This is a genomic window from Paenibacillus sp. LC231 (genome assembly GCF_001860525.1).
Classification (GTDB): Bacteria; Bacillota; Bacilli; order Paenibacillales; family Paenibacillaceae; genus Paenibacillus_AQ.
Map to the genome: position 1 here is coordinate 492,877 of NZ_JFOM01000026.1, position 23,288 is coordinate 516,164.

Sequence of the window (23,288 nt, forward strand, 5' to 3'; positions counted from 1 at the left end):
GTCCTGCAGCTGACGCAAATGTTATTTTTTCACCGCTGCTTTCAAAATCTCGACCTTCTGTTTCCTGGACATATCCAAAGAGGAGGTTGAAATGCTGTATTCGAATTTGCCGCCATCATACCAAAAAACGTATTTTGGAAAGACATGCGCCGGCAGCTTATCGTCAAAGAAACCTTTTTTCTTGCTTCCCTTCGAATCTACCGTATACTTGGAAAAGCCCAGCGTGTCTTTTCCGCTCGCATATTTAAGACGGATGGTTGCCGCTTCTTTCCAATCGATCTTTTTCACATAGATGGGCTTTCCGCTCTTCTTGCCTTCGGCCCTTACTTCATCAACGAACTTTCCTTCGGTCGGACCTTCAATGACCGCTGTTAAAAACTTGTATCCCTTTGGCAGGTTGGCAGGCTGCTTCAAGATGGACCCCTTCAGAGTTGAGGCTTTTTTCAAGTAGTCCTCGTATGAAGTGAATTCATGTATCCCTCCCCAATAGCTAATATCAAATCCGCTATTTAATTTTGGGTACTTATGATACAGAACGTACATATCACCCGACTCTTGGGCCAACTCCTTCACTCTCTGGATCTCATCCTCGATAAGCTTTTTTTCCTCTGCAGAGATAGACTTGGCTGTTTCGGCTGCTTTCTTGACAGCAGCTTTTGGGGCTTTTTCGTAGGATTGCGCCTTCGCCGCGAGGTTTACGGAAGAACCCATTAATAAAATGCTGCTTAGTGTCGCGATTGCTACTTTCGTTGCTGCTTTCATTTGGTAATACTCCTCTCCTGTTAATTTTTATTTACAAACTACAGATGTAGTTGCAAATCAATACTACAACTGTAGTTCAATTATGTCAACACGGTTTGTGTAGAAAAATTTTTTGGGGTTTGGTTGAATACAAAAAAAAGAGCCGCAGCGCCTGCGGATCATGGCGAAAAAAAGAGCCCATGCAATCTTATTCCAGACTGCATGGGCTTGTGTATAAGATCTATGGCACTACGTTCTTGTTCTCCGGCAAAATCAATCGAGCTAAGGTGTATCCCACCACCCCGCCTGAACATCTCATTTTTATCGGCCCACAACAAAAGCCGAGCTTGTAAACCAAGCCCGGCATCTCATTATTCGAATGACCAGCAGTTCAGACTCAAACTGCCATATTGGTAAGATTGAAACAATCGCTTTGCCTTGCGGCCGTTGTCGGCAGCACCCATTGCGTAGAACAAAGGGACAAAATGCTCCCGTCCATAAGAAGGGACAGCATCGCTGGCATGAGGCGCTTTTTTATCAAAAGCAAACAGATTATTCAGATTCCATTCCGTCAGCTGCTCCGCGATCCATTCATCGAATGCAGCCGCCCATTCATCAGGCTCATCGCTCTCGTGCACCATCCGCAGATTGTGCACCAAACCGCCGCTCCCGATAATCAGGATGCCTTCTTCACGCAGATCGGACAGCATCGTACCGATGGAATATTGTTCGTGCGGCGAGCGCTTGGAGTCCACGGACAAGGCCACCACGGGAATATTCGCATCGGGGTACATTTTTCGCAGAATGACCCATACGCCATGGTCCAGACCACGGCCGGTCACAGCTTTGGCATGCAGATTGTTAGCCTCAAAACGCTGACGAATCTGAGCAGCTAGCTCTGCACTGCCTGGAGCAGGATATGTGATCTTGTACATTTCCTCGGGAAATCCGTAAAAATCATGCATCGTGCCATGCTCGGCGTCTTCAGTAAGCCGCTGATCCGGATCGTCCCAATGGGCAGAAAATACAGCTATGCCCCTAGGCGTAGGCAGCTCCCGCCCCAACTGCTCAAGGAAGCGGGTGTACTCGTTGTCCTCCAGGGCCATCATCGGCGAACCATGGGCAATAAATAAAGCAGGTAACGTCATCGATGCCACCTCCAGCTTCAAAATCAAGGGACAACTCTATTGTACCGTTAAATCGCCCATTATGCCAAATAACTCCCTTAAATCATCCAGTGCTGCCATTCCTGCTGAATGTTCTCCTGCTCGTTCAACCAGTCCCGTGTCCGCTGAAGCAGCAGCTCGCGCTGTGGTCCGGCAGAGTACGTGTGATCGGCCTGGAAGATAATCTCCTTATCGCAGCGGCCTTCCTGGCGCATCCAGAACACTTTTTGATACAAAAATGCGTAATCCACCGGAATGACTTCATCCGAGGTACCATGTATCACCAGCACATTGCCCGTAAACTTGATTGCTTCTTGGAATGGCTGACCCTGTGCCAGCGATTCGAAAAAGACCGGGGTAAACGAGTATCCCAAATAATCGGCGGATCCCGACTTGACAGAGGTGTCGTATACATCGCGACCGGTGATTTTGACGATATCGTTGAACGGATATCCTACCGCAGACCACAGGATCAGATTCTTCACCCGCCGATCCCGAACGGCGGTCTGCAGGGCGACGGCGCCGCCCAAGCTATGTCCGATGAGTGTGATGCGCGTCGGATCGACATCGGTGCAGCTGAGTCCATAATCGAGGACGGAGCGCGTCTGGGCAATCATCGAATCGAGACCCTCGCTGCCATAATTGCCCGAGCTCTCCCCGCATCCGATGTAGTCGAACCGGATCACCATGTACCCGTCTTCGGCAAACGCACGTGCCGTTTTGACAAACAGCCGGTCCACGCCGATCCGGCTTCCAACGAAGCCGTGGCAGATAATGACCAGCGGGATCCGATTGCACCGGCCGCCTTGGGCCGCTTCCTTCAACGGGTAATGGATGGTTGCTGTAAGTTCCTCTTGATTATGCCGGATTGTAATTTGCCGCTCCATACCGATTCCTCCTTGCGATAACACGCCGTAATCATAATATAAATAATTCCGATAAGTTTAATATGAATTAATTAAACTTATCTTAGCATCGTGATTATGGATTGTCAACGCATGGCAGATCGACAAACGCGGCATATTTCTTCACGCCTGAATTAATTGTTTCTTCCAGCTATCGTGCCGCACCCTCAGCCTTACTCGTAGCTCTGGCGGAACATGGCATGGGTCTCTTCGCGCCCGCTCCAATCGTTCATCCAGGTCTTCCCGATGGGGTCGTTCTCCCATAAGCTTGATGCGGAAAGATCTGTTTCATCACCCTCGGAGGCGTATCCCCCTTCAGGCTGGCCAAATATCCCATCCGCTGTACTGCTGCCTGCAACAACATCTTGCCCATTGGCCGGCACAGCGTCTCCCCCATGCAATTCATCGTCAAAAAAGTTAGCACTCACCTGAGAACTCCTCCTTCTTATCCCTAAAGTGATTAGGGTGTCGTCTATAGATTCAGAATGCTTATTATTGTGAAATAGGAACGGCGGAATTATACCTAGTTCACGAATACGACATGGAATTTTCAAGCTACCTTGCATTGCAAGTGTGTTGTTGGTATGATATATTGCATAACAAGGTAGTCGACAGTTTGTCACTCGTCATTCATCATTTTCAATTGGCAGCCCTAGCCTCCACACGACTAACTACCTTGCATAGCAATATACTTGAAGGAGGATAATCCCATTCATGACCACCCAAAGTCAGATGCTAAAAGGCATTCTCGAAGGCTGCATTCTCTCGCTCATGGAGCATCAGGAGGTATACGGTTATGAGCTTAGCACGCTGCTGGAAGACAGTGGGCTAACGTTTGTGAGCGAAGGCAGCATTTATCCACTGCTGCTTCGCATGCAGAAAGAGCAGTTAATCGAAGGGACACTTCGGCCTGCGCCCGGTGCCGGGGGGCCACCCCGCAAATACTACAATTTGACCGACAAAGGCCGACAGGTTCTTCAACAATTCAAGGAGCATTGGGGAACGCTTAAAGATAGTGTGGACCACATTCTAACCCGCGGAGGACAGTGAACATGAATACCAAACAGATGATCAAAGAGAACAATCGACTCCAGGATGCCATGAAACCAAACAACCTGAGCTATTACCAGGACATGGTGGTCTATATCCGCAGCAGCTCGGTGCAGGAACAAAAAGGCGAGGAGCTGCTGCTCGAAATCGCCCAGCATCTGCTGGACGCCCAATCCAAAGGCAAAAGCGCCGAGGACGTATTCGGAAGCGATCCCGAATCCTACTGCAAAGAGCTGGTAGAACAGCTGCCAAAAATGAAGGGCCTCAGCAGTCTCCAATATCATCTCATGATCCCGTGGATTGCTTTAACCTGGTTTTTCTTCGTCCAAGCGCTGGTCGGGTTCATCACAATGTGGGCCGGGGGACCGGTTGAACGCATGACGCAGGTCCGTATTTCTACCCTGATTCTGATAGCAGGCGGTTCCTATGTGTTGATCCACGCATTGTTAAGATCGATGAAGAGCGACACCTTCAAGCCGGAGGAGGACAAGCGCAAGATTAATGTCCGCAATATGGGGATTTATGTCGCCATCACCGTATTGATTCTGGTTGCCGGCGTGTGGCTGGGGCGGCTGCTGCCGGTTCTGACGATAGCGCCATGGATCAGTCTCGTCATATTCCTGGTCGGAATCGCCGGGACGAAGCTTCTTTTTTCGAGCAAATAATACAAACTCGTCATGAATTCGCGGCTGGATCATAACAAAATCTTTAATATTTTTTCGTACATTGTAAACTAATGTTCTATAGAAGATGATAGGATAAGGGTAATGTGTGGTAAGGGAGGAATATATATGTCAAAATCCAAAAAATCCGCGATTGCTGCCATCCTTGCACTTATTCTAACGATCCAGACCGGCGTCATCGCTAACGCAGCACCTGCATCCGTATCCCAAGCTGGTTCAACCGCAGTTTCAAGCAAAGCTACCGCCTTCGGCAATGCAGTGTACAACAAAGCCAGTAAACTTCTGAAGGAAACTGACGTGGCTTATGCCAAGGCTTACATCACCAAGCATATCCGCAGCGTTACCCCGTATCAGGCGACCCTGCTGGTGCTCAAACTGGAGAACGCGATGAATGATGCACTCCCGGCAAAAACCGATAAGGTGTATGAAATCGGCATTCAGGATAAGCTGATGAACCTGTACAAATTCGGGGAGCCGATTAACACGACCATTAACAAAGCCAAGGACGACACGCTTCGGAAGGTGCTCATCAATCTGCGAGACAGCGGCTACAGACTGTATACGACCGAAGGCGTCATCTTCCCGATTATCGACTATACGACACTGAAACCATATAAGCCTTACATCAATAAGGATCTTCAAGCCTACATCGACATCATGATTGTGGAGTCCGAGAAGCCTGCGGTCAGTGATGCCGCCTTGGTCATCCCTTGGTCCGAGGTCATTGAACGTGGACTCGCGCAGGAGGCTTTTATCACGACATATCCTAAATCAAACCGGACCGCTGACGTGAAGCTGAAGCTTCGGTTTACGGAGCTGAGCTTATTCTACGGTTATAACAATACGCCGCTATTCAAGTACGAGGACAATCTACTTGATCCGGAAGTGCGACAAGCGTTCGATAGCGTGCTCAAGGACAGCGACGCCGTCTCCAAAAGCACTCTCCTGAAAAAGCTGAAGTCCTGGTCTGAAGTGCTTGAGAGCAACAAGGACAAGTTGACCCAGGAAGTGGAGCAGTATCGTGCGAAGGCGGTTCCACTCGACTAGAGGAACGAACCACAGACCATTCACCAACGTTAAACAAGATCGACAACCTAATGAATAGCTTATGAAAAAAAGCCGGATTCCCGTTTGTAGGAGAATCCGGCTTTTATACGTGGTCTGTGCCTATTTATCGCGGCCTGTGTAGCTCTTAAATCAGCAGATTGAACAGGTTCATGTTCTTGTTCAGCTCTGTATAATCCAGACCCTTGCGCTGCATCCGCTCTACCAGCGGACCGTAATCCTCGGGCCTTAACAGCTCGATGCCCACCAGGGCAGGCCCGTCTTCCTTGTTATGCTTCTTCGTGTATTCGAAGCGTGCGATATCGTCGTCGGGACCCAGCACTTCTTCCAGAAACTCGCGGAGTGCTCCCGCACGCTGCGGGAAGTTGATCATGAAGTAATGCTTCAGCCCTTCATAAATCAAGGAACGCTCCTTGATTTCCTGCATCCGGTCGATATCGTTATTGCCGCCGCTGATGATGCATACGACCGTTTTTCCGCGAATCCGGTCCCGGTTCATATCCAGCGCCGCCACGGCCAGCGACCCGGCAGGTTCTACAACGATCGCATTTTCGTTATACAGCTCCAGGATGGTGGTGCAGGCTTTTCCTTCCGGTACCGTCACGATGTCATCGACAAGCTCGCAGCAGATATCGTAGGTCAGCTGCCCGACACGCTTAACGGCTGCGCCATCCACGAATTTGTCGATCTCGTGCATGGTGACCACCTCACCCTGCTTCTTGGCCTCGATCATGGACGCTGCGCCGAGCGGTTCAACGCCAATGACTTGCGTCGTTGGGCTGACGGTTTTGACATATGTTGCTACGCCTGCGGCAAGACCGCCGCCGCCAATGGTGACAAACATATAATCAGCCGGAGCGTCCAGCTCCTCCATAACTTCCATCCCGATCGTGCCGTTGCCCGCGATGATCTTCGCTTCATCGAACGGGTGAATAAAGGTCATGCCATACTCATCACAAGCCTTGATCGCTTCAGCATAAGCATCGTCGAAGGTATCGCCTGTCAAAATGACCTCGACACTGCCCCCGCCAAAGCGCTTCACCTGCTTCACCTTCTGATTCGGGGTTGTACTCGGCATATAAATCTTGCCTCTAATATTCAGCGCATTACAGGAGAAAGCCACCCCTTGCGCATGGTTTCCCGCACTCGCGCACACGATCCCGTTACCACGTTCCTCGTCCGACAAGCTGCGAATCATATTGTAAGCGCCGCGGATCTTGAAGGAGCGAACCACCTGCAAGTCCTCGCGCTTCAAATACACTTCGCAGTCATACTTGGCTGACAGCACAGCGTCGCGCTGCAGTGGCGTCCGCACGATCACTTCACGAAGCACGTGGTGTGCGCGTACGATGTCCTCCATGCTGACTGCCCGTTTTGCCGTATACGTCTCTTCCATTCTCTCGATCACACTCCCACTTCGCTGCCAGGTAAACGTTGATCCTTCCGCTACCCTCATTTACGTATTTCTATTATTGTATCACTTTTCATGAAAATATCCCGCCCTTTTCTGGCAAGCTTTCGGAAACTGGAGATATTTTCAAGATCAGGAAGCCTGAATTCCAGTCGAATTCAGACCGCCCGCTTCTCTGACGCATTCCGCGAAAGCGGCAAACGCCTTGCTGCGGAATGATTCATTGCGACGAAGTAGCCGAGTCGTGGCGCTGCGATACTCTTCCGGTACGGGGTAGGCCGTTAATCCTGCATCGGACCAAGGAATCGCCGATGCCGGCAGAAGCGCGCAGCCCAGCTTGGCCCGTACGCAGCTGAGCATCGTCTCCAATGTGCTGATTTCGATCATGTTCGCTGCGGCGATCCCTTCGCTGCTAAGCCATTCTTCGTTAGACTTCCGGAACGGACATCCCTTGGGAAATACGATCCAAGAAGCACCCGTTAGTTCGAATGCCTTGAATGCCCCCTCATCTTCGGATTCCTCCGACGAAGCGAGCAGCGACACCTCCTCCCGGATTTCCAGCTCGCTCACAAGCAGCGACATATCATAATCACCGGTAATGAACGCACCGTCCAATCTACGGCTGAGCATGCCTTCATAATGCTGTGGAGATGTTCCGCTAACAAGAGATAGCGCGACCTCCGGATAGGTTCGTTGAAAGTGGGACAAGGACTGAATAAAGGATGGCGATGTCGCCATCGTCTCCACGACGCCGATCACAAGCGGACCGCATGGATAGGGCGGCTCCTTCACGGCGGCAACGGCTTCCTCAGCCATGTCTAGAATCTCCTTGGCATATCGATAGAGAACGAGCCCCCTTTCCGTGGGAGTGACTCCTTTGGGGTGCCTATCGAACAAAGGAACACCCAGCTCGGACTCCAGCTTGCGAATGCGCGCCGTCACGTTGGATTGCACATACCCCATCTTCTCGGCAGCACCTGATACGCTGCCTTCCTCCACGATGACGGCGATCGTCTTCAGATCCGTTAAGTCCATCCAGCACACCTTCTTGGTATCATTTTTTTTGATACATGTATTATTTTCTATCATTTTACAGTATAGACCATGCGAAATACAATCAGAACATACCCACTAACAAGCGTCGGTCGCCATAAGACTGATCAACCAATGAGGAGGACAAAACCATGCATTCATATCCCAACCTGCTAACCGAGGCTTCATTAGGATCTTTGAAATTGCCCAATCGGGCCGTACTCTCGCCCATGACTAGAACGAGCGCGGAGCCAAATGGCTTGGCAAACGACCGAATGGTCCGATACTATCAGAGATTCGCAAAGGGCGGGTTCGGTCTGATCATTACGGAAGGCCTTTATCCGGATGACGTTCAGAGCCAAAGCTATCTCAACCAACCCGGCATGGCGAATGACCAGCAGGCCGCGTCCTGGAAGCCTGTCATCGAAGCTGTTCATCGGGAGGGAAGTAAAATCATTGCGCAGTTGATGCACGCCGGGGCCCTGGTTCAGCATGAGCGATTCATCCCGGTCGCGCCTTCAGCGGTGAAGCCGGTGGGCGCCATGCTTGAGGATCATGGAGGAAGCGGGGAATTCGCCACCCCTCGGGAGTTAACGCAGCCTCAGATTAAACAAACGATCCAGGATTTTGCGCAAGCGGCACTCCGCGCCAAGGCTGCTGGATTCGACGGGGTTGAAATCCATGCGGCAAACGGCTATTTGCTCGATCAATTCATAACCGATTACACCAACCGCAGAACGGATGAATACGGCGGGTCCACGGAGAATCGGATTCGAATTGTCGTTGAGGTGTTGGAAGCCATTCGGGCAGCCGTTGGCCCGGATTATACCGTTGGCGTGCGGATTTCCCAGGGCAAGGTGAACGATTTCCATCATAAGTGGGCTCAGGGAGTTGAGGATGCTAAGACAATTTTCGGTAAATTGAGCGGGGCCTCACCATCTTACATTCACACGACGGAGTACAAAGCTTACGCCCCCGCTTTCGCTGAAGGCGAGACCACCTTAGCCGAGCTTGCCGCAACATACGGCGGCGTTCCCGTCATCGCGAACGGCAAACTCGGCGAGCCGGTGGTCGCAGAACGAATCTTGGCTTCTGGCCATGCGCATTTCGCAGCGATCGGCACCAGCGCCTTGGTCAACCCGGATTGGGTGAATAAAGCTCGGGCAGGGACAGAGCTGCGGCCCTTTAATCACCAATTTCTGCAGCCCATCGCCACGATCAGGGAGGATGAGGTGCTTCTATGAAGCGCACGAAAGCCGGGGTTATCAATCCCCCGGCTTTTGTGGTTTAGATTTATATGAAGGCGAATGAGGGCATGCCCTTCAGTCCATCGGAATCACGATGACTTTCCCCGTCTGTGTCGTTATTTCAATCTCACGCTGGCCAATCTCTACACCCAGACCCTTTGTTACGGCAACCATGGAAGGCTCTTCAACGACGTAAGGACCTGGATCGCCGTGTACAGCCGATATGAGCCAATGGGTTCCGGGTTCGAGCGCCGCCATCAACGTAGGAATGACGGTGCGGGGACGCAGGAGATTGGTATTGGCATGGGGATAGATGAGCTCTGCCGTATCGTAACCGAGCATGCCATAGATAGCGCTCGTACCGAAGGTGCCGGAAGCTGATGCTGCCCCTTCTCCCGCCATGGAGCTGTTTAGAGATCCCAAGCCTAAAGCAAACCCGCCTTCTGCAGCATCAAGCATTCTTCCCGTGCTGATCCGATGGATGCGAATATGCCAAGGGAGCCCCGCAGCTATCCAGGTCCGGACCTCCACGTCTCTCCACGGCTTCCATTGTGAATACAGCACATGCTCCTGAATCCATGTTTCTTCGCATAAGCGCTTGACCCGGAACAGCCGATCACCTTCGCTAAGCGCCAGCATGGAATCGTAAGCCCCCTGGGCCAGTCCCCATTCCGCCCTCGGAACGCTGAATGCAAAGGCGGTTGAGTAAACAAACTTCTCGTACTTGGCGGAAGTATGCGTATGCTCGTTCGTAGACGGATGGCCCGTATTGAACGCGGCCACATGGCCGGTCTGCTGATCCCGGCAAAACACCAGATGCGCTTGCTCCTGAACCGAAATATCTCCCGTCTCCGGCAGCTCCTGCTCCTCGGCCGTCCAGAACGGATGCTCGTCCGGCAAAGCCAGGATCAGGAACGTCTTCAGCGACCAGTACACGGAGCCGGCCGCATTATAATTCTCCGACATGATCCGGTTTGGGTACGCGTAGCCGATCGTCAACACGCCGTCCCGGTCGAATATAGGCTGCTGAAACCACCATCTGAGATTTCTCAGGATCAGCCCTTTTAGCTCACCCGGACGAAACCCTTCCAGTCCGGCATAGGCCGCAGCCGACCAGAACGCCGACTGGGCAAAGCGGTACGTCAAGCTGCGCCCATAAGGAACGGCCGCCCCGTCGGGGGCGAACCAGTGGACGAAATCGCGGGCAAACAACGCCGCCCGCTCCCTGTAGCGCCCTGCGCGTTCCGGGTCCTCCTCTCCCATCAGCTGCGCATAGATCAGACCGTAGAAGTGAAAGGCATACGGCACGTAATAATCGCTGTGCCCCCCGATTCCGTCGCTGTACCAGCCTGCTTCCAGATAGAATTCCTCAATGCGCTGGAGATTGTTCTCCAGCTGCTCAGCATCGTACGGCAAGCCTGCTTTGAGGAAGCCAACGTTGACAAACACATGGAAAAATAGCCAATTGCAATCATGACAAGGGTGATAATTGATCTGATCGAGCCACTGATAGAGGTTGCTCCTCTCCTTCTCGTTCAGCGGCTGCCAGATGCGGTCCGGAATGAGGGCGAAGGCCAATCCGAATAGCGCCATCTCCACCAGCCTTTGGTCATAATCATTCACCTTTCCCCAATACTCCGCATGCGTCGGATCCGTCCCTGAACGTATCCCTTGCAGAGACAGCTCCCACAGATCCCCATGGGATCCGCCGGCAACGGCGGGTACGAGCCCCCACAGGACTCGCGAGAAACCCTCCATCTCCGCAATATCGGCATAGGCGTCGGCTCCCGATCGTTCGAGGATTAATCGTGCTCGCCCCTCGCTGTACCGTTTATTCAGAGGCTCGAGCAGTTGGGTGAGTGCTTCCTGCACATCGTCTCTTGTCCGCAGCGGATTCCGGGCAACCGGATGGGTCAAGCCACCATCGAGATTCCCCGTTGCCTGTATGCTCATTTTTAAATTCTCACTCCATTTCCGGAATGCTTCTCTTATTCTGTAGAATCTACCTTACTATCCATTTCCCAGTGCTTCTTCTTCTCTTATCCTCTTACTCGCATGTACTTTTTTTACGTCATTCCCAGTAAAACGGCCCCTTCCCTCTCAGCCGCGCCACGCCTTCCACAAAGAAAAAGTCGCCATAAATTAAGGGCACGTCGATATTCCGTCCTTCCGGATAATGGCTGGTCCCATGAAGAATCAAGCCTTCCTCCCCATCGTTGTCCCATGTACCGTAATTCCGGTACAGCGATTCCAAAATCCGGACCGCGGATTCCCGGTATACGGCTGCCTGTCCCTGATCCACCTTGTCGGCCAGAAGCAGCAGCCCGCTGGCGGCGCAGGCTCCGGCGGACGAATCCCGGTAGATGCGGGCTTCATCCGGCGCGCGGAAGTCCCAGTATGGCACATGGTCTTCCGGAAGGTTCGCCAGGAAGAAATGCGCCACCGTTTTGGCGGTATCGAGGTATATCGACTTGCCCGTATGATGGTAGGCAAGCGTTAAGCCGTAGATCGCCCACGCCGTCCCCCTTGACCAGGCGGATTCGGGCGCAAAGCCCTGCCCGCCGATCCCTTCCACACGTTCACCGGTAGCCGGATCGTATCGAACGATATGATATACGGAACCGTCCGGCCGGACGAAGTCCCGGACCACCGTGTCCATATGGGCTTCGGCAATATGCCGGTAGCGGGGATCGCCGCTGAGCTCGGAGGCCAAAAACAACAAGGGCGTATTCATGGCGCAATCGATGATGGCAAGCCCGGCGTTATCCTCCCCTTCCGACCATGGATTCCAGGCTCGAATATATTGGCCCTTCAGGTTGAAGCGTGCAGCCAGGTAGTTAGCCGCCTTGAGCGCGCGTACCTTGGACTCTTCGCTGCCGGTCAGCTTGTAGGAAGCCATACTCGATAACGTCCACATGAAACCGAGATCGTGATCCAGTCGTACATATTGGTTCAGCACGTCATCCAAAATGAGCTCGCACTGCTCGGCGGTCGTTCTAAACTCCGCCCGGCCGCTGTCATTGTACAGAAGCCACAGCATCCCAGGCCAAAAGCCGGCCGTCCACCAATGCGGCGGCTCCAGCTGGTAGACTCCATTCTGGCTGGCATGCGGAAACCCCGCCCCAATCCGCGTTACGTTTCGACGCGTCTTCGCAAGCGACTTCTCCCAGGCCTCCGTCAACCAATCCAAAGCGATCTCCGTTTTCATTCCTCTCCACTCCTCTGTTCATATGAATTGAAATCTAAAGTCGATATTCGCATGGAAACCAGGGGTCTTCACTTTAAAATCAACGGCATACCAAGATGATTCCTGGCCGAAGTGGTCACGGAAGACATGGCTTGTCAGCTCAGGCTCCACCAGCTTGCTGTCATATTGGATCAGCAGGCCTGGCCTGTCATCTAAGGCCTGAACAACTTCTGATCCTCCTGCCTCTGCTTGCTCATAAGTACCCGGTGCCCGCAACCTAACAACCTGCCGGCCATCCATCAGCACCAGCTCGGGCTGTTTCCTGGTGACGATCCGCTCCACCAGACTCTCCGGGGGTGAATCGAACGTAAACCGGTCGCTCAGCGTCAGCTCTGGCCGATCCCTCTTCTTGTTCCACTCCAGCGTCCTCGTGAATGACTGAAGCGCCGGAACCCGGTAGGCCGAGGTCAGCTCAAGCGCAAGCCGATCCACGGCTTCGCCCTTCACGGCTTCCAATACAACCGCGGCGCTATCCGAACCCTCTTGCTGGTAATGGCCGTCGATGATCGGCACGGAGTGTCCTTGGGAGCCGTTGCAATCATAGCCATACCGTCCTTCGCCGAAATACTCCGCCGTGTACTCGCCGCAGCCGAGGTCCGAGCACCATACTTCCCCGGCGCCGTACAGAATAAAATGCCCCAGATCATTATGGTTGTGCGGCTCGCCGTTGCTGCCGCCCTTGGCGGCAAACGCGTACACTTCGCCTCCATGGGAGCTGCGGGAGATCAGCCACTGGGCATCAGGCAAATAATAACTCGCCTCTCCCCAATCGCTTCCCGCCAGCAAGGGGTTCCGCCAGATCAGGTTGCGCAAGGCCGGAGCCCAGCGGCTGCAATGGTCGTCGCGGTAAGCCGACCGGAGAGACTGCGGCGGAGACTCGAATTCTCCGTACAATCCGGTCAGATAATGAGACAAGCCGATGTGCACCTTGCTTTCCGGTTGCGAATCGGAGAAGTTGACGACGGCCTTGCCTGCCAAAAAGCCCTTTTGCTGAAACAAGGCGATGCGGCCTACCTTCTCGGCACGGAACCAGTCCAGCTCGCCTCGGGTGCGCTTGCGCAGCAAATCGGCATAATACACGAAATACCCGAACCCGTAATTCCAGTATCCCAGCCCTTCCAGACAAGCTCCATCGGGGCCAAAGCCCTGCAGATAATAGTCCATGCACCGCTCCGTCTTCAGCAGAATCTTTGCAAGAGATTCCCCGCTTTCCATAAGCAGCAGCGCGGCAGAGCCGATGGAACCGGCACAGACGGCTGACCAATTATGCGTCGCGGTCTCCCAGCCGTGCTCATGGCTTAGGAAAGGGGTGAACAACCGCGCTTCAACCTCCTCCTCGATTCTTGAGATCAGCAGCGAAGGCAGATGGTCCCGCAGCAGCATGCGGATTTCGCTGAGGGTAAACCCGGTCTCGGCGCTGAACAGATCAATCGTCCCTTTGATGACGCCCGGCGATTCCGCGTTCAGATGCGCCGGTAAACACCAGGTATACTCATCGCAGATGGACCAGACCATCTCCTGGAGAGCCGTCCGGTACGCTTCCTTATCAGGCTCGAGAAGGGTCAACAGGGCATACGTATTCAGCCGGAGCCTTCGCTCGAAATAGACCTTCTCATAGTCCAGCCTCGTTCCATGCCGGGCAAACCGGGTGAATAAGTCATAGGTCAGGGGCGGATTCGGGACAGACAGCAGCCGTTCCCCTTCCTCGCGAATCTCGGATATGTCCTGCTCGTAATCCCCGCTTCGCTGAATGCCTTCCCAGAAGGATCTCTGGTCCCTGCCTTGGTAATACATCCGCCGATCGGCGGGAGCCATCCCGTTCACAATCGTTGTCAGCTCCTGCATTCTGTTCATCGGACTAAGGCCTCCTCCCCATTTCGGCGCCCGTTCAGACGCCCGTTTCATCTCCCGTTCAACCGTTCCGGAACTCTACAGGGGTCACCCCCGCATAAGCCTTGAATGTCTTGCTGAAATAACTCACATTGTCGTAAGCCAGACTTTCGCAGATTTCCCCGACTGTGCGGTCCGTCTGCCGCAGCAGCTCCTTGGCTCGCTCCATCTTCATCCGGGTGACGTATTCGATGAAGGTGACCCCCGTTTCTTTCTTGAACATGCGGCTGAAATAGCTCGGATTCAGGTGCAGACAGCCCGCAACTTCATCCAGCGTGATCCTCTGGTCAAGCCGAAGGGACACGTATTTGCAGGCCTCCGCCACTTCCGATCTTCTGCTGCCCCCGAATCCCCGATCCATGGCCTGCATGGTGGATTCCAAATAATCGTGAAGCCAGGATTTCAGCTCGTTCAAGGAATCCATGTCCATGATCTCTTTGTGTAGCGCATCCGCTGTATAAGCGGGTGACAGCGAATGCAGAAGATGTAGCCTCAGCTTCATATCCAGCAGAAGCTTCAACACCCAGTCCTTAACCGATTCCGGTGCGTACCGCTTGCCTTGAATCCATGCGATCCACCGATCGACCGTATCGCGCACTGCGCCGGAGCCCTCTTTGCCGAGCAGCGATTCCCGCAGCTCCGAGCTGGCCCGGTCATAATAAACGAAGAGATCGGGATCCCCATGCAGACTGTTCTGTTCAAGCGCTCCGTTCAGTTTCGATATCTCCTGCGGCTCCAGATAGAATCGTTGCTGCCGGCTGGCCAGCAGTCCATTGAGCCCTGCCTTTAAACTTTCTGGATCAGCGCACCCCCGGCCGATCAGGAACGACATGCGGATTCGCAGCACGCGCTCGAGCGTCCTCTGCACCTCCTTCAGGCAGGCGGCGGCATCGTCGTAAATGTTGCTGCCCAAGCCAGGTCGGTACGAGAACAGGAGCAGCGAAGACTTTGCATCGTATATGACATGGACCGCACTCGGATTCAGCTGCTCCAGCACCTCCCGCAGCACGTTGCCCAGGGCAAAATGCAGCGTCTGGTTGGAGGCGAAGCGGTGCTTGATATCCCGGACATCCTCCAGGTGCCCGACGACGGGAAGGCAGTGGGAACCCGGCTTCAATATCCCGTACTCCGACAGCTCATGCCGCCATTTTTCGGGTGACAGCAGGGGCTGGTGTATGAAATTTTTGAGGCTCTGCTCCTTCCGCAGCTCCTTGGATTCGTCCACCAGATGGATCATCCGCGACCGTTCCCAGCCCTTCTGTGCTTCCTCGTCCATTGCCTGCTTGAAGCGCCTCAGCAGCTGTGCCAGCTCCTCGGGGTCGAGCGTGTCCTTCAGCAGATAATCCTGCACGTTCAGGCGCATAGCCTGCTGGGCATATTGGAATTCGTTATGGCAGGACAGAATGGCGATCCGCACATCGGCTTTCACTTCTTTGATGCGTGCGGACAGCTCGAGCCCGTTCATTTTGGGCATGCCGATATCCGTAATCAGGATGTCCGGAGGCGAAGACTTCGCATCCTCCCAGGCACTCATTCCGTTCTCATAACTTCCCATCAGATTCAAACCCAGCTCATTCCACGATATGGCCTCCGACAACAGCTCGATGACGGGATAATCATCGTCCACCAGCATCACGTTATACATCCGCATTCCCTCTTTCCGGTATAAACATCTCGATCACCGTTCCCTGGCCAGGCTCGCTGTAAACGTGACATTGAAAAGCCTCGCCGAACACCATACTCATCCGTTCCATCACATTTTGAAGACCGATATGGGAGAAGCTGCCTCCGCTTGCCTCTTCCTGCGTCGAGGAACCGGCGGAGCCGCCTTGGATTCTGCGGGCAATCGACTCCCTGATGGCTTCATCCATGCCGATGCCGTCGTCCTTCACCGCCAGCACGAGGTGCCTGCCCTTCATGACGGCTGCAATCCGGATCATCCCTGCCTGCTGGTTGAGCCCATGGATTAATGCATTCTCCACGATCGGCTGCAGGAAAAAGCGCGGCACCTTAAAGAGGAAAGCCTCCGGCGCGATATCCAGCTCCAGCCTGACCTCCTCCTTCTGCCGGAGGTTCATCAGGGCCACATAATGCGAGATCAGGTCGATTTCTTCGTGAAGCGCAATCTCGTCCTCCTCGCGGCTGATCGTCATGCGGAGCAGCACGGACAGGGAGCCGATCATCTTGGCGCTTTCGGGATCGCCCCGTTTCATGACCTTCATCCGGATCGAATTCAGGACATTGAACAGAAAGTGGGGATGGATCTGGGCTTGTAGCATTCGGAGCTCCGCTTTTCGTTTTCTCGCCTGGTTCTCGGATATTTCCGAAATCATGGCTTTGAACCGGTCCAGCATGTCGTCGAATAAATGACCGAGCCGACCAACCTCATCATTGCCATGAACATTCGACCTTACTTCCAGATTTCCGCGCTGCACGGCGGTTGCCACTTTGCCAAGCTTGACCAACGGCTTCGTAAACGCGCGGACAAGGGCAATGAGCAGCAGCAGAAAGATCAGAAAGAAGCACATCTGAAACCAGAACACCCGGTTAAAAATCGAGTTGATATTGACGATCGCATCCTTGTACGGCTGCATCAGCACCAGGCGCCATCCGGCAAACGGAATGTCCTGGTGTACCATCAGCTGTTTCTCCCCCTTCATCGGTACGATCGAATACGGCTTATCTTGATCCAACTCATCAAGATAAGCAAAGGTTCCGATCTGGTTCTGATAACTGCCGGAAACGATCGTTCCCTTGGCATCCAGCAGCACCATATCGTTGCCTTCCGAAAGGGAGTTGAAGATCCCGCTGATCTGATCCTCCATGAACGTTACGATCACGTAGCCGTATATCTCGGAATCCGGCAGCCTGAGCGTGCGCACCACCGATAGCTGCGTCGGATGATCGATTTGGTCGGGGAGGAACATCGTGGCCTCCGGCTCCGTCCATAGAGACTCCAAGCCTTGCAGCTCCGAAATCCGGCTGAACCAAGGCCGCTGCCTGTAATCGAGCGGATTGTAATCGCTTACGGAATAATTCATGTAATAGGAGCCGTTCTCTAGGATGACGGTCACATAACTTTTCTCTCCGACGACCGTCAAGCTGTCTAGATGCTCCAAAACTCGGTTGGAGTCCATAAATCTGCGGTAAGGATCCGGGTCTTCGTTGCCGGAGACCACCTGCTTGAAGTAAGAATTCAACCCGGAATTCATCTGAATATAGTTGGCGATATTGATTTTGCTTAAGAGCAGATTCGTCACCGATCCGCGGACCAACTGAAGGGCATCGCTTGCGTTGGATACCGCCTGCTGCCTCAAGGCTTCCTTCGTTAACGAATTATACAGAATCAAGCTGACGATGGCGGGAACGACGATGCAGGTGATGGCAGCTAATATCAGCTTATGCCTGATGGAGCTCGGGATCAGGCTCTTGAGTCGTGCGGGCATAGGATCCACCTCGGGTATGGCGTGACGGGAATGATGTACGCGAATTCAAAAAAAGGGACGAAGAATTCCGTCCCGATTTTTTTGTCTATTATACCAGATCATTTTTTGTTGGATTCTATAATTTTGTTCACTCGATCCTGCGAATTCGCAACGGTCTGGTCGATATCCTGATTGCCCAGGATCAGCTTCTCGTACTCCTCGTTCACCGCCTCGTACACTTCCGCCTGATAAGGTGCCGGAGGCACGATGGCAGAGGCCTTCGAAGCGACCAAGGTGTCCACAAGCGATTTCTTGTCTACCTTCTCAGGACTCTTCGTGGCCGACAGAATGGTGTCGATGATCTCTTCCACCTGCTCAGTTTTCACCTGCTGCCAGGCCGGAATGTTCTTGCCCTGCACGATTTGCCCTTCCGTTGTGTACCAGCGGACGAATTTATAAGCTTCTTCCTTATGCTTGGACTTGGCCGCCACCGCCACGTAATCCGTAGTGACCGGCGTAAGCCCCGTCGGATCGCCTTTCTCGTTTTTCGGGAATGGGGCAACGGCGACATTGAAGTCCAGCGGCACTTTATCCGTTCCGCCGATCTCCGTGTTCATCCAGCTGCCAATCGTGATCATACTTGCGGATTGATTGAAGAATTGCGTCCGGTAATTCAGCTTCTGGGAGATCATATCCGTGTACGGCACCGAGGATTGGTCCTCCTTCTCCATCCGCACGCGCAGCTCCAGCGTCTTCCTGAAGGTCGGGTTATCCAGATTGGAAGAGCCGTCGGCCTTCAAATAATCGGTATCTTGGGGCTGATTTGCCATCATCAGCTTCAGAAACTCCAGCCATCCTCCCCCTTGCGGACCATGGAAGTATGTTCCGTAGCGCTTTGACGCTCCTTCGCCTTGGGTCAATTTTTTGGCATAATCCGCATATTCGTCCCAGGTCCAGTCCGTCGGAACCGGCAGTCCCGCTTCCTCCAGATGATCCTTGTTCAGCAGCACATACCACGGGTTGAACTTGCCGGGCAGCGCGTAGACTTTGCCGTCGAGGCGTGTATCTACTTTATAATCCGTTTCCACGCTGTAGCCGTCCTTCGCAATGAAGTCATCCAGCGGCTCGGCCATGCCGAGCGCCACCCTCTGCGCGTAACCCGCCGGATCGCTGAACATCAGAATGTCCATCTGGGCCGAAGATGCCGCCTCCAGGTCGAGCTTCTTGAACGCCTCCTGCGTATCCCCCTTCTCGCTGAGCTGGACCAGCTCAATGGTCACGCCCGGCGTTGCCTCTTCATAGGCCTGGATCGTTTTCTTCCAATTGTAAGCTTCCTCCGTGCCATAGGTGTACAGCCTCAGATTGGTCTTGCCCCCGCCTTGTTCGGAACCCTCTTGCGCCGCATTCTCCTTCGCTCCGCCGCAGCCGGACAGCAGGCCGATCACCATTGCAGCCGTAAGAACGCCTGACCACCATTTCTTGTTCATCATTGTCTATAACCCTCCCCATTGATATCAATATCGGTATGTAAGGTCGTGACGATTCTAGCTGTAACTATCCCCATTATATAGAGCGCTTACATCTTAACCATAAAACAATCTTTACTGATGTTGGAACTATTTTTACCCCATTCATTCCCGGGCTCTTAACCCTTGACCCCGCCCAGCGCGATGCCCTCGATGACACTCTTCTGGCCGATGATAAAAACGATCAGCAGCGGGAAGATCGCCGACACGGCAGCAGCCATAATCAGGGAATAGAATTCTCCGCTCAATGACGTGAATTTCTGCATCGCCAGCGGAATCGTGAACAGCCGGTCCGTCCGCAGGAAGATGAGCGGATTCTGATAATCGTTCCACGTCCAGATGAAACGCAGGATCGCATACGTGGCAACAGCGGGCTTCACCAGCGGCAGTGCAATCGACCAGAAGATTCGCGGATGGTTCGCGCCGTCGATTTTGGCGGATTCGATGAATTCCTGATGCACGCCCATGAAGAATTGCCTGAGCATAAACGTTCCGAGCACGCTGAAGCTTCCCAGCATAATGAGGCCGAAATGGTTATCAAACAGCCCGATGTTGCGGTACAGAATAAACTGCGGGATCAGGATGGCCTGGCCGGGAATCATGTAGGTCACCAGCACGATGATGAACAGCCAATTGCCGGCGACAAACCGGATTTTGGAGAAGCCGTAGGCCGCCAGGGCGGATACCATGGCCGAGATGATCGTGGTCAGTATGCTGACCTTGATCGAGTTCCAGTAATAGAGATAGAAAGGATAATCGCCGAACCATACCTCCTTATAATTCTCGATGGCGTTCCACTCCTGCGGAATCCACTGGATCGGATATACGAATACGTCTTTCTCCACCTTAAAGGATGTAACCAGCATCCATATAAAAGGAAGGAGAAACAGAATGCTCACCGCAAACATCGCGATCGTAACGATGAGCTTGCGCCAGTCGACGCCGACTCTTGTCCCCATATAGCGCCCTCCTTCCTAGTAGTTGACCCACTTCTTCTGAGCAGCCCACTGACCCAGCGTAATCAGCATGACAAAACCGAACAGAACCGCGGCAATGGACGATGCGTAACCAACCTTCAGGTTGACGAATGCCGTATCGTATAAATACCAGACCATCATGGTTGTCGATCCAATCGGTCCGCCTTGGGTCATAACAGCAATGATATCAAAGACCTTAAACGTGGAGATGACGCCCGTCACCAGCAGGAAAAATGACGTTGGCGACAGCAGGGGCAGCGTAATGCGTCTGAACTTGGTCCACCCGTTCGCTCCATCGATATCCGCCGCCTCGTACAGATCCTTCGGAATGGACTGCAGCCCGGCGATATAGATAATCAGATTGAAGCCGATGGAAATCCAGATCGATATCAGCATGATGGAAATCAGCGCGAAATTCGGATCTGCGATCCACTTGGGCGGATCGGATATCCCGAGCGTCCGGAGGATTTCGTTGATCGGCCCGTAGGACGGCTGGAAGAGCACCTGCCATACGACGGCCACCGCCACGATGTTGGATATGTAGGGCATGAAGTAGGCCACTTTAAAATAGCCCTTCATATAGACAAACCGGTCGATCAGGATGGCCAGCACCATCGAGATTATCATGTAGACCGGAACCGTCAAGAGAAACAAGATGTTGTTGCGCACCGACTTGATAAACATGTCATCCTCCAGCAGCTGGCGGAAGTTCTGAAACCCGACCCACTGGATGCCATCCCAGCCTTGCACGAAATTCCAATCGGCAAAACCCAGCACGAGCGTAGCCAATATCGGAAACAGCACCAATATGATGACGCCGATCAGCATCGGGCTTACGAATGCGATCCCCCATAGGTTCTCACCCCGCTGCAAGGATCCCCGGGATCTGTGTCCCCGCGCAGGCTGGGTGCCATGCTTCTTCATCGTCTCCATTGTCTGTGCCATGTCGGACCCCCCTCGATTCTTATTCGATGGGTTAAGTATAAAAAAAATACCGCCAGCGTTTTGACGGTATTTTGATCATATTCGCTTTCATTTTTACTTATTAGGTAAGGAATGCATGGTGCTTGTATATCATGGCATCCTTGGTATTAGAGGAACTTCTCCTTAAACCAGGCAGCGGCCATCCCAACCTCTGCACGGCTCAGCTGATGCCCCCCGTTCTCCCAATGCAGCTTCACGTCCGCCCCTGCTGCGCTTAGCATTTCATTCAGGTCCTCGCTCTCCTGCGGGGTGCACATCGGATCGTGACGACCGGCCGCGATGAAGACGGGAATGCCAGTCAAATCCGGTAAGGCCTTATCCCGGAGCGGAACCATCGGATGGTGGAGGATAGCCCCTTGCAGCGCATCTCCCTCGTGGAACAGCAGGCTTGCGGCAATGTTGGCGCCGTTCGAATAACCAACCGCTACGATACGGCTGCGGTCAAAACTGTATTCGGCGGCTGCCCAATTCAGGAATGCATTCAGGTCCTGCGTGCGTTTCACGAGATCCTCTACGTCGAATACGCCTTCAGCGAGACGACGAAAAAACCTTGGCATGCCGTTCTCCAGAACATTTCCGCGGACGCCGAGCACATTCGATGCGGGCGAGATCATCTCGGCCAGCGGCAGCAAATCCTCCTCATTCCCTCCGGTACCGTGCAGCAATAGTAAGGTTGGTGCCTCCGGAGAAGTTCCTTGGCGGTAAATATGCGTATGTTCCATGTGTATTGTCTCCTTTCGATTGGTTATATGGTTAGATTCCGTATACAACGAATGTTAGATTTCCCTTGAGTAGCCCAATAGGACCATAGGCTACCCTAAAAATCACATTATAAACTAGGCTGCAATCCCTCTAGAGACTGCGCTGGAATCCCTTGCTAATATCTTAAATTTAAGATTCTTTAAATACATAATACCACGGAATTATAAAAATGCAACAGCATCCCTTCCGCATCCTGGTCAGAGTTGCACTCGGACATGCTTTGTCGCCAGTTTCCTCAGCCTTTGACAAATGAAAAGAGAGGAAGCCTCCATATGGAAGACTTCCTCTCCTGTTTGTATTCTCTATATGATTCCGTACGTGTTCCCCCGTAACATCACTCATTATATCAAAAGATAGGTATAATGTCAGTGGATGTTTTGGCATTTCTCACAATTTTTTTGTGATTTCATTAGGTATTATTCCAGTTGTCTGGATGTAAAAGCATATAATTAGAAAAACTGTAATCGTTTAGTCAACGCGCCTCTCGGCACGGCAAAGGCTTGTGCCCGCTTGAAGTTCACCGGAGCCCCCCTCACAATCGTGAGCGCTTTGTAATATTCGATAAAGGGGAAGCCATACGTCTCCCCACGCGCATAAGCATACACGTTCATGGCTCTCACCCAAGTTTCATAGGCTTCGTCCGGAATATCGATAAACACCTCAGGGTGAAAATCGTACGGGTCCTCCCAATTGTCCGCATAGTATAAATGCTGGGCATAATGGGCCGGAAGCTCTCGTTCAACCGTCTTCAGCCCTGCATAGAAGCGGGCGTCCTCCACAATGTAATGGGTATTGGAGTGGTCCTTGTGGATGCTCTCCTTCCAATGCGTGATGATGATATCGGGCTTCACTTCCCGTATGACGTCCGCTACCTGATATTTCACTTCCTCATCGAGCGGCAGCTCGGCATCCTTGTAAGCAAGGAAACGGACATCCGCGCCAACGATATCGGCAAATTGGTGAGCTTCGTCAATCTTCTGCTTCGCGTACTCCTCCGGCGTCAGACGGGGGTGTCCTTTCTCTCCTGGCGTTAAGTGAAGAAACGTTGCTTTGTGGCCAGCTTGTGTGTATTTGGCGATCACGGCGCCCGCCGTAAGATCCATATCGCCCGCATGTCCGCCAATCGCCAAAATATGATGCTGCTTTGCTTCCGTCAAATCGGATCTCCCCTTTGTAT

At 53.1% G+C, this 23,288-nt stretch carries 20 protein-coding genes; 4 read left to right on the top strand and 16 right to left on the bottom strand.

Features of this window, described 5'->3' with window-relative positions; all coding sequences use genetic code 11:
* Window positions 1–21: 21 nt before the first annotated feature.
* From AK95_RS19340 to AK95_RS19355, 4 genes are all read right to left on the bottom strand, one after another.
* Window positions 22–762: a hypothetical protein gene (locus AK95_RS19340; RefSeq protein WP_071221517.1), complete on the bottom strand. Its 741-nt coding sequence runs from the start codon at window positions 760–762 to the stop codon at window positions 22–24.
* Between the two features lie 350 nt (window positions 763–1,112).
* Complete coding sequence (locus tag AK95_RS19345) at window positions 1,113–1,889, bottom strand: DODA-type extradiol aromatic ring-opening family dioxygenase (protein ID WP_071221518.1); 777 nt, start codon at window positions 1,887–1,889, stop codon at window positions 1,113–1,115.
* A gap of 77 nt (window positions 1,890–1,966) precedes the next feature.
* A complete protein-coding gene (locus AK95_RS19350) occupies window positions 1,967–2,794 on the bottom strand; it encodes an alpha/beta hydrolase (protein ID WP_071221519.1) in 828 nt (275 codons plus the stop codon).
* 191 nt (window positions 2,795–2,985) lie between these two features.
* Complete coding sequence (locus AK95_RS19355) at window positions 2,986–3,240, bottom strand: hypothetical protein (protein WP_071221520.1); 255 nt, start codon at window positions 3,238–3,240, stop codon at window positions 2,986–2,988.
* A 286-nt stretch (window positions 3,241–3,526) separates the two neighbouring features.
* Between AK95_RS19355 and AK95_RS19360 the strand changes: the two genes are divergently transcribed.
* From AK95_RS19360 to AK95_RS19370, 3 genes are all read left to right on the top strand, one after another.
* Complete coding sequence (locus AK95_RS19360) at window positions 3,527–3,862, top strand: PadR family transcriptional regulator (protein WP_071221521.1); 336 nt, start codon at window positions 3,527–3,529, stop codon at window positions 3,860–3,862.
* 2 nt (window positions 3,863–3,864) lie between these two features.
* A complete protein-coding gene (locus AK95_RS19365) occupies window positions 3,865–4,527 on the top strand; it encodes a DUF1129 family protein (protein WP_071221522.1) in 663 nt (220 codons plus the stop codon).
* A 126-nt stretch (window positions 4,528–4,653) separates the two neighbouring features.
* A complete protein-coding gene (locus AK95_RS19370; protein WP_071221524.1) occupies window positions 4,654–5,592 on the top strand; it encodes a hypothetical protein in 939 nt (312 codons plus the stop codon).
* A gap of 145 nt (window positions 5,593–5,737) precedes the next feature.
* Here the strand turns inward: AK95_RS19370 and ilvA are convergent, their stop codons facing one another.
* Entirely contained in the window at window positions 5,738–7,006 is a 1,269-nt protein-coding gene (gene ilvA / locus AK95_RS19375) for a threonine ammonia-lyase IlvA (protein ID WP_071221525.1), read from the bottom strand.
* A 147-nt stretch (window positions 7,007–7,153) separates the two neighbouring features.
* The gene (locus tag AK95_RS19380; RefSeq protein ID WP_071221527.1) at window positions 7,154–8,056 is read right to left on the bottom strand and encodes a LysR family transcriptional regulator; all 903 of its coding nucleotides are present in this window, start codon (window positions 8,054–8,056) and stop codon (window positions 7,154–7,156) included.
* A 149-nt stretch (window positions 8,057–8,205) separates the two neighbouring features.
* Here AK95_RS19380 and AK95_RS19385 point away from each other — a divergent pair, with 149 nt between their 5' ends.
* Window positions 8,206–9,297, top strand: a complete 1,092-nt coding sequence (locus AK95_RS19385) for an oxidoreductase (RefSeq protein WP_071221528.1) — start codon at window positions 8,206–8,208, stop codon at window positions 9,295–9,297.
* 78 nt (window positions 9,298–9,375) lie between these two features.
* Here AK95_RS19385 and AK95_RS19390 read toward each other — a convergent pair whose 3' ends face one another.
* The 10 genes from AK95_RS19390 to AK95_RS19435 form a co-directional block, all read right to left on the bottom strand.
* Entirely contained in the window at window positions 9,376–11,253 is a 1,878-nt protein-coding gene (locus tag AK95_RS19390) for a DUF2264 domain-containing protein (protein ID WP_071221530.1), read from the bottom strand.
* A 118-nt stretch (window positions 11,254–11,371) separates the two neighbouring features.
* Complete coding sequence (locus AK95_RS19395; RefSeq protein WP_071221531.1) at window positions 11,372–12,508, bottom strand: glycoside hydrolase family protein; 1,137 nt, start codon at window positions 12,506–12,508, stop codon at window positions 11,372–11,374.
* A gap of 18 nt (window positions 12,509–12,526) precedes the next feature.
* A complete protein-coding gene (locus AK95_RS19400; RefSeq protein WP_071221532.1) occupies window positions 12,527–14,401 on the bottom strand; it encodes a heparinase II/III family protein in 1,875 nt (624 codons plus the stop codon).
* Between the two features lie 58 nt (window positions 14,402–14,459).
* Window positions 14,460–16,082: a response regulator transcription factor gene (locus AK95_RS19405; RefSeq protein WP_071221533.1), complete on the bottom strand. Its 1,623-nt coding sequence runs from the start codon at window positions 16,080–16,082 to the stop codon at window positions 14,460–14,462.
* On the bottom strand, window positions 16,075–17,883 hold the full coding sequence (locus tag AK95_RS19410) for a cache domain-containing sensor histidine kinase (RefSeq protein WP_071221534.1): 1,809 nt from the start codon (window positions 17,881–17,883) through the stop codon (window positions 16,075–16,077). The genes AK95_RS19405 and AK95_RS19410 overlap by 8 nt, the downstream gene beginning before the upstream one ends.
* A 98-nt stretch (window positions 17,884–17,981) precedes the next feature.
* Window positions 17,982–19,352 carry an ABC transporter substrate-binding protein gene (locus AK95_RS19415; RefSeq protein WP_071221535.1) on the bottom strand — a complete coding sequence of 457 codons (1,371 nt, stop codon included), beginning with the start codon at window positions 19,350–19,352 and terminating at the stop codon, window positions 17,982–17,984.
* 155 nt (window positions 19,353–19,507) lie between these two features.
* Window positions 19,508–20,347, bottom strand: a complete 840-nt coding sequence (locus AK95_RS19420) for a carbohydrate ABC transporter permease (RefSeq protein WP_071221536.1) — start codon at window positions 20,345–20,347, stop codon at window positions 19,508–19,510.
* A gap of 15 nt (window positions 20,348–20,362) precedes the next feature.
* Window positions 20,363–21,310 (bottom strand): carbohydrate ABC transporter permease, encoded by a 948-nt coding sequence (locus AK95_RS19425; RefSeq protein ID WP_071221538.1) that lies wholly within the window; start codon window positions 21,308–21,310, stop codon window positions 20,363–20,365.
* 146 nt (window positions 21,311–21,456) lie between these two features.
* Window positions 21,457–22,071, bottom strand: coding sequence for an alpha/beta hydrolase (locus AK95_RS19430; protein WP_071221540.1), 615 nt, complete (start codon window positions 22,069–22,071; stop codon window positions 21,457–21,459).
* A 489-nt stretch (window positions 22,072–22,560) separates the two neighbouring features.
* Entirely contained in the window at window positions 22,561–23,268 is a 708-nt protein-coding gene (locus tag AK95_RS19435) for a PIG-L deacetylase family protein (protein ID WP_071221541.1), read from the bottom strand.
* Between the last annotated feature and the right edge of the window lie 20 nt (window positions 23,269–23,288).

Bases quoted from the DNA above. Each gene is read 5' to 3' on its own strand.
- AK95_RS19385 (WP_071221528.1), top strand. From the start codon at position 8,206: ATGCATTCATATCCCAACCTGCTAACCGAGGCTTCATTAGGATCTTTG.
- AK95_RS19430 (WP_071221540.1), bottom strand. From the start codon at position 22,071: ATGGAACATACGCATATTTACCGCCAAGGAACTTCTCCGGAGGCACCA.
- AK95_RS19345 (WP_071221518.1), bottom strand. From the start codon at position 1,889: ATGACGTTACCTGCTTTATTTATTGCCCATGGTTCGCCGATGATGGCC.
- AK95_RS19340 (WP_071221517.1), bottom strand. From the start codon at position 762: ATGAAAGCAGCAACGAAAGTAGCAATCGCGACACTAAGCAGCATTTTA.
- AK95_RS19415 (WP_071221535.1), bottom strand. From the start codon at position 19,352: ATGATGAACAAGAAATGGTGGTCAGGCGTTCTTACGGCTGCAATGGTG.
- AK95_RS19380 (WP_071221527.1), bottom strand. From the start codon at position 8,056: ATGGACTTAACGGATCTGAAGACGATCGCCGTCATCGTGGAGGAAGGC.
- AK95_RS19390 (WP_071221530.1), bottom strand. From the start codon at position 11,253: ATGAGCATACAGGCAACGGGGAATCTCGATGGTGGCTTGACCCATCCG.
- AK95_RS19350 (WP_071221519.1), bottom strand. From the start codon at position 2,794: ATGGAGCGGCAAATTACAATCCGGCATAATCAAGAGGAACTTACAGCA.
- AK95_RS19370 (WP_071221524.1), top strand. From the start codon at position 4,654: ATGTCAAAATCCAAAAAATCCGCGATTGCTGCCATCCTTGCACTTATT.
- AK95_RS19425 (WP_071221538.1), bottom strand. From the start codon at position 21,310: ATGGCACAGACAATGGAGACGATGAAGAAGCATGGCACCCAGCCTGCG.
- AK95_RS19420 (WP_071221536.1), bottom strand. From the start codon at position 20,347: ATGGGGACAAGAGTCGGCGTCGACTGGCGCAAGCTCATCGTTACGATC.
- AK95_RS19400 (WP_071221532.1), bottom strand. From the start codon at position 14,401: ATGAACAGAATGCAGGAGCTGACAACGATTGTGAACGGGATGGCTCCC.
- AK95_RS19365 (WP_071221522.1), top strand. From the start codon at position 3,865: ATGAATACCAAACAGATGATCAAAGAGAACAATCGACTCCAGGATGCC.
- AK95_RS19405 (WP_071221533.1), bottom strand. From the start codon at position 16,082: ATGTATAACGTGATGCTGGTGGACGATGATTATCCCGTCATCGAGCTG.
- AK95_RS19410 (WP_071221534.1), bottom strand. From the start codon at position 17,883: ATGCCCGCACGACTCAAGAGCCTGATCCCGAGCTCCATCAGGCATAAG.
- AK95_RS19360 (WP_071221521.1), top strand. From the start codon at position 3,527: ATGACCACCCAAAGTCAGATGCTAAAAGGCATTCTCGAAGGCTGCATT.
- ilvA (WP_071221525.1), bottom strand. From the start codon at position 7,006: ATGGAAGAGACGTATACGGCAAAACGGGCAGTCAGCATGGAGGACATC.
- AK95_RS19395 (WP_071221531.1), bottom strand. From the start codon at position 12,508: ATGAAAACGGAGATCGCTTTGGATTGGTTGACGGAGGCCTGGGAGAAG.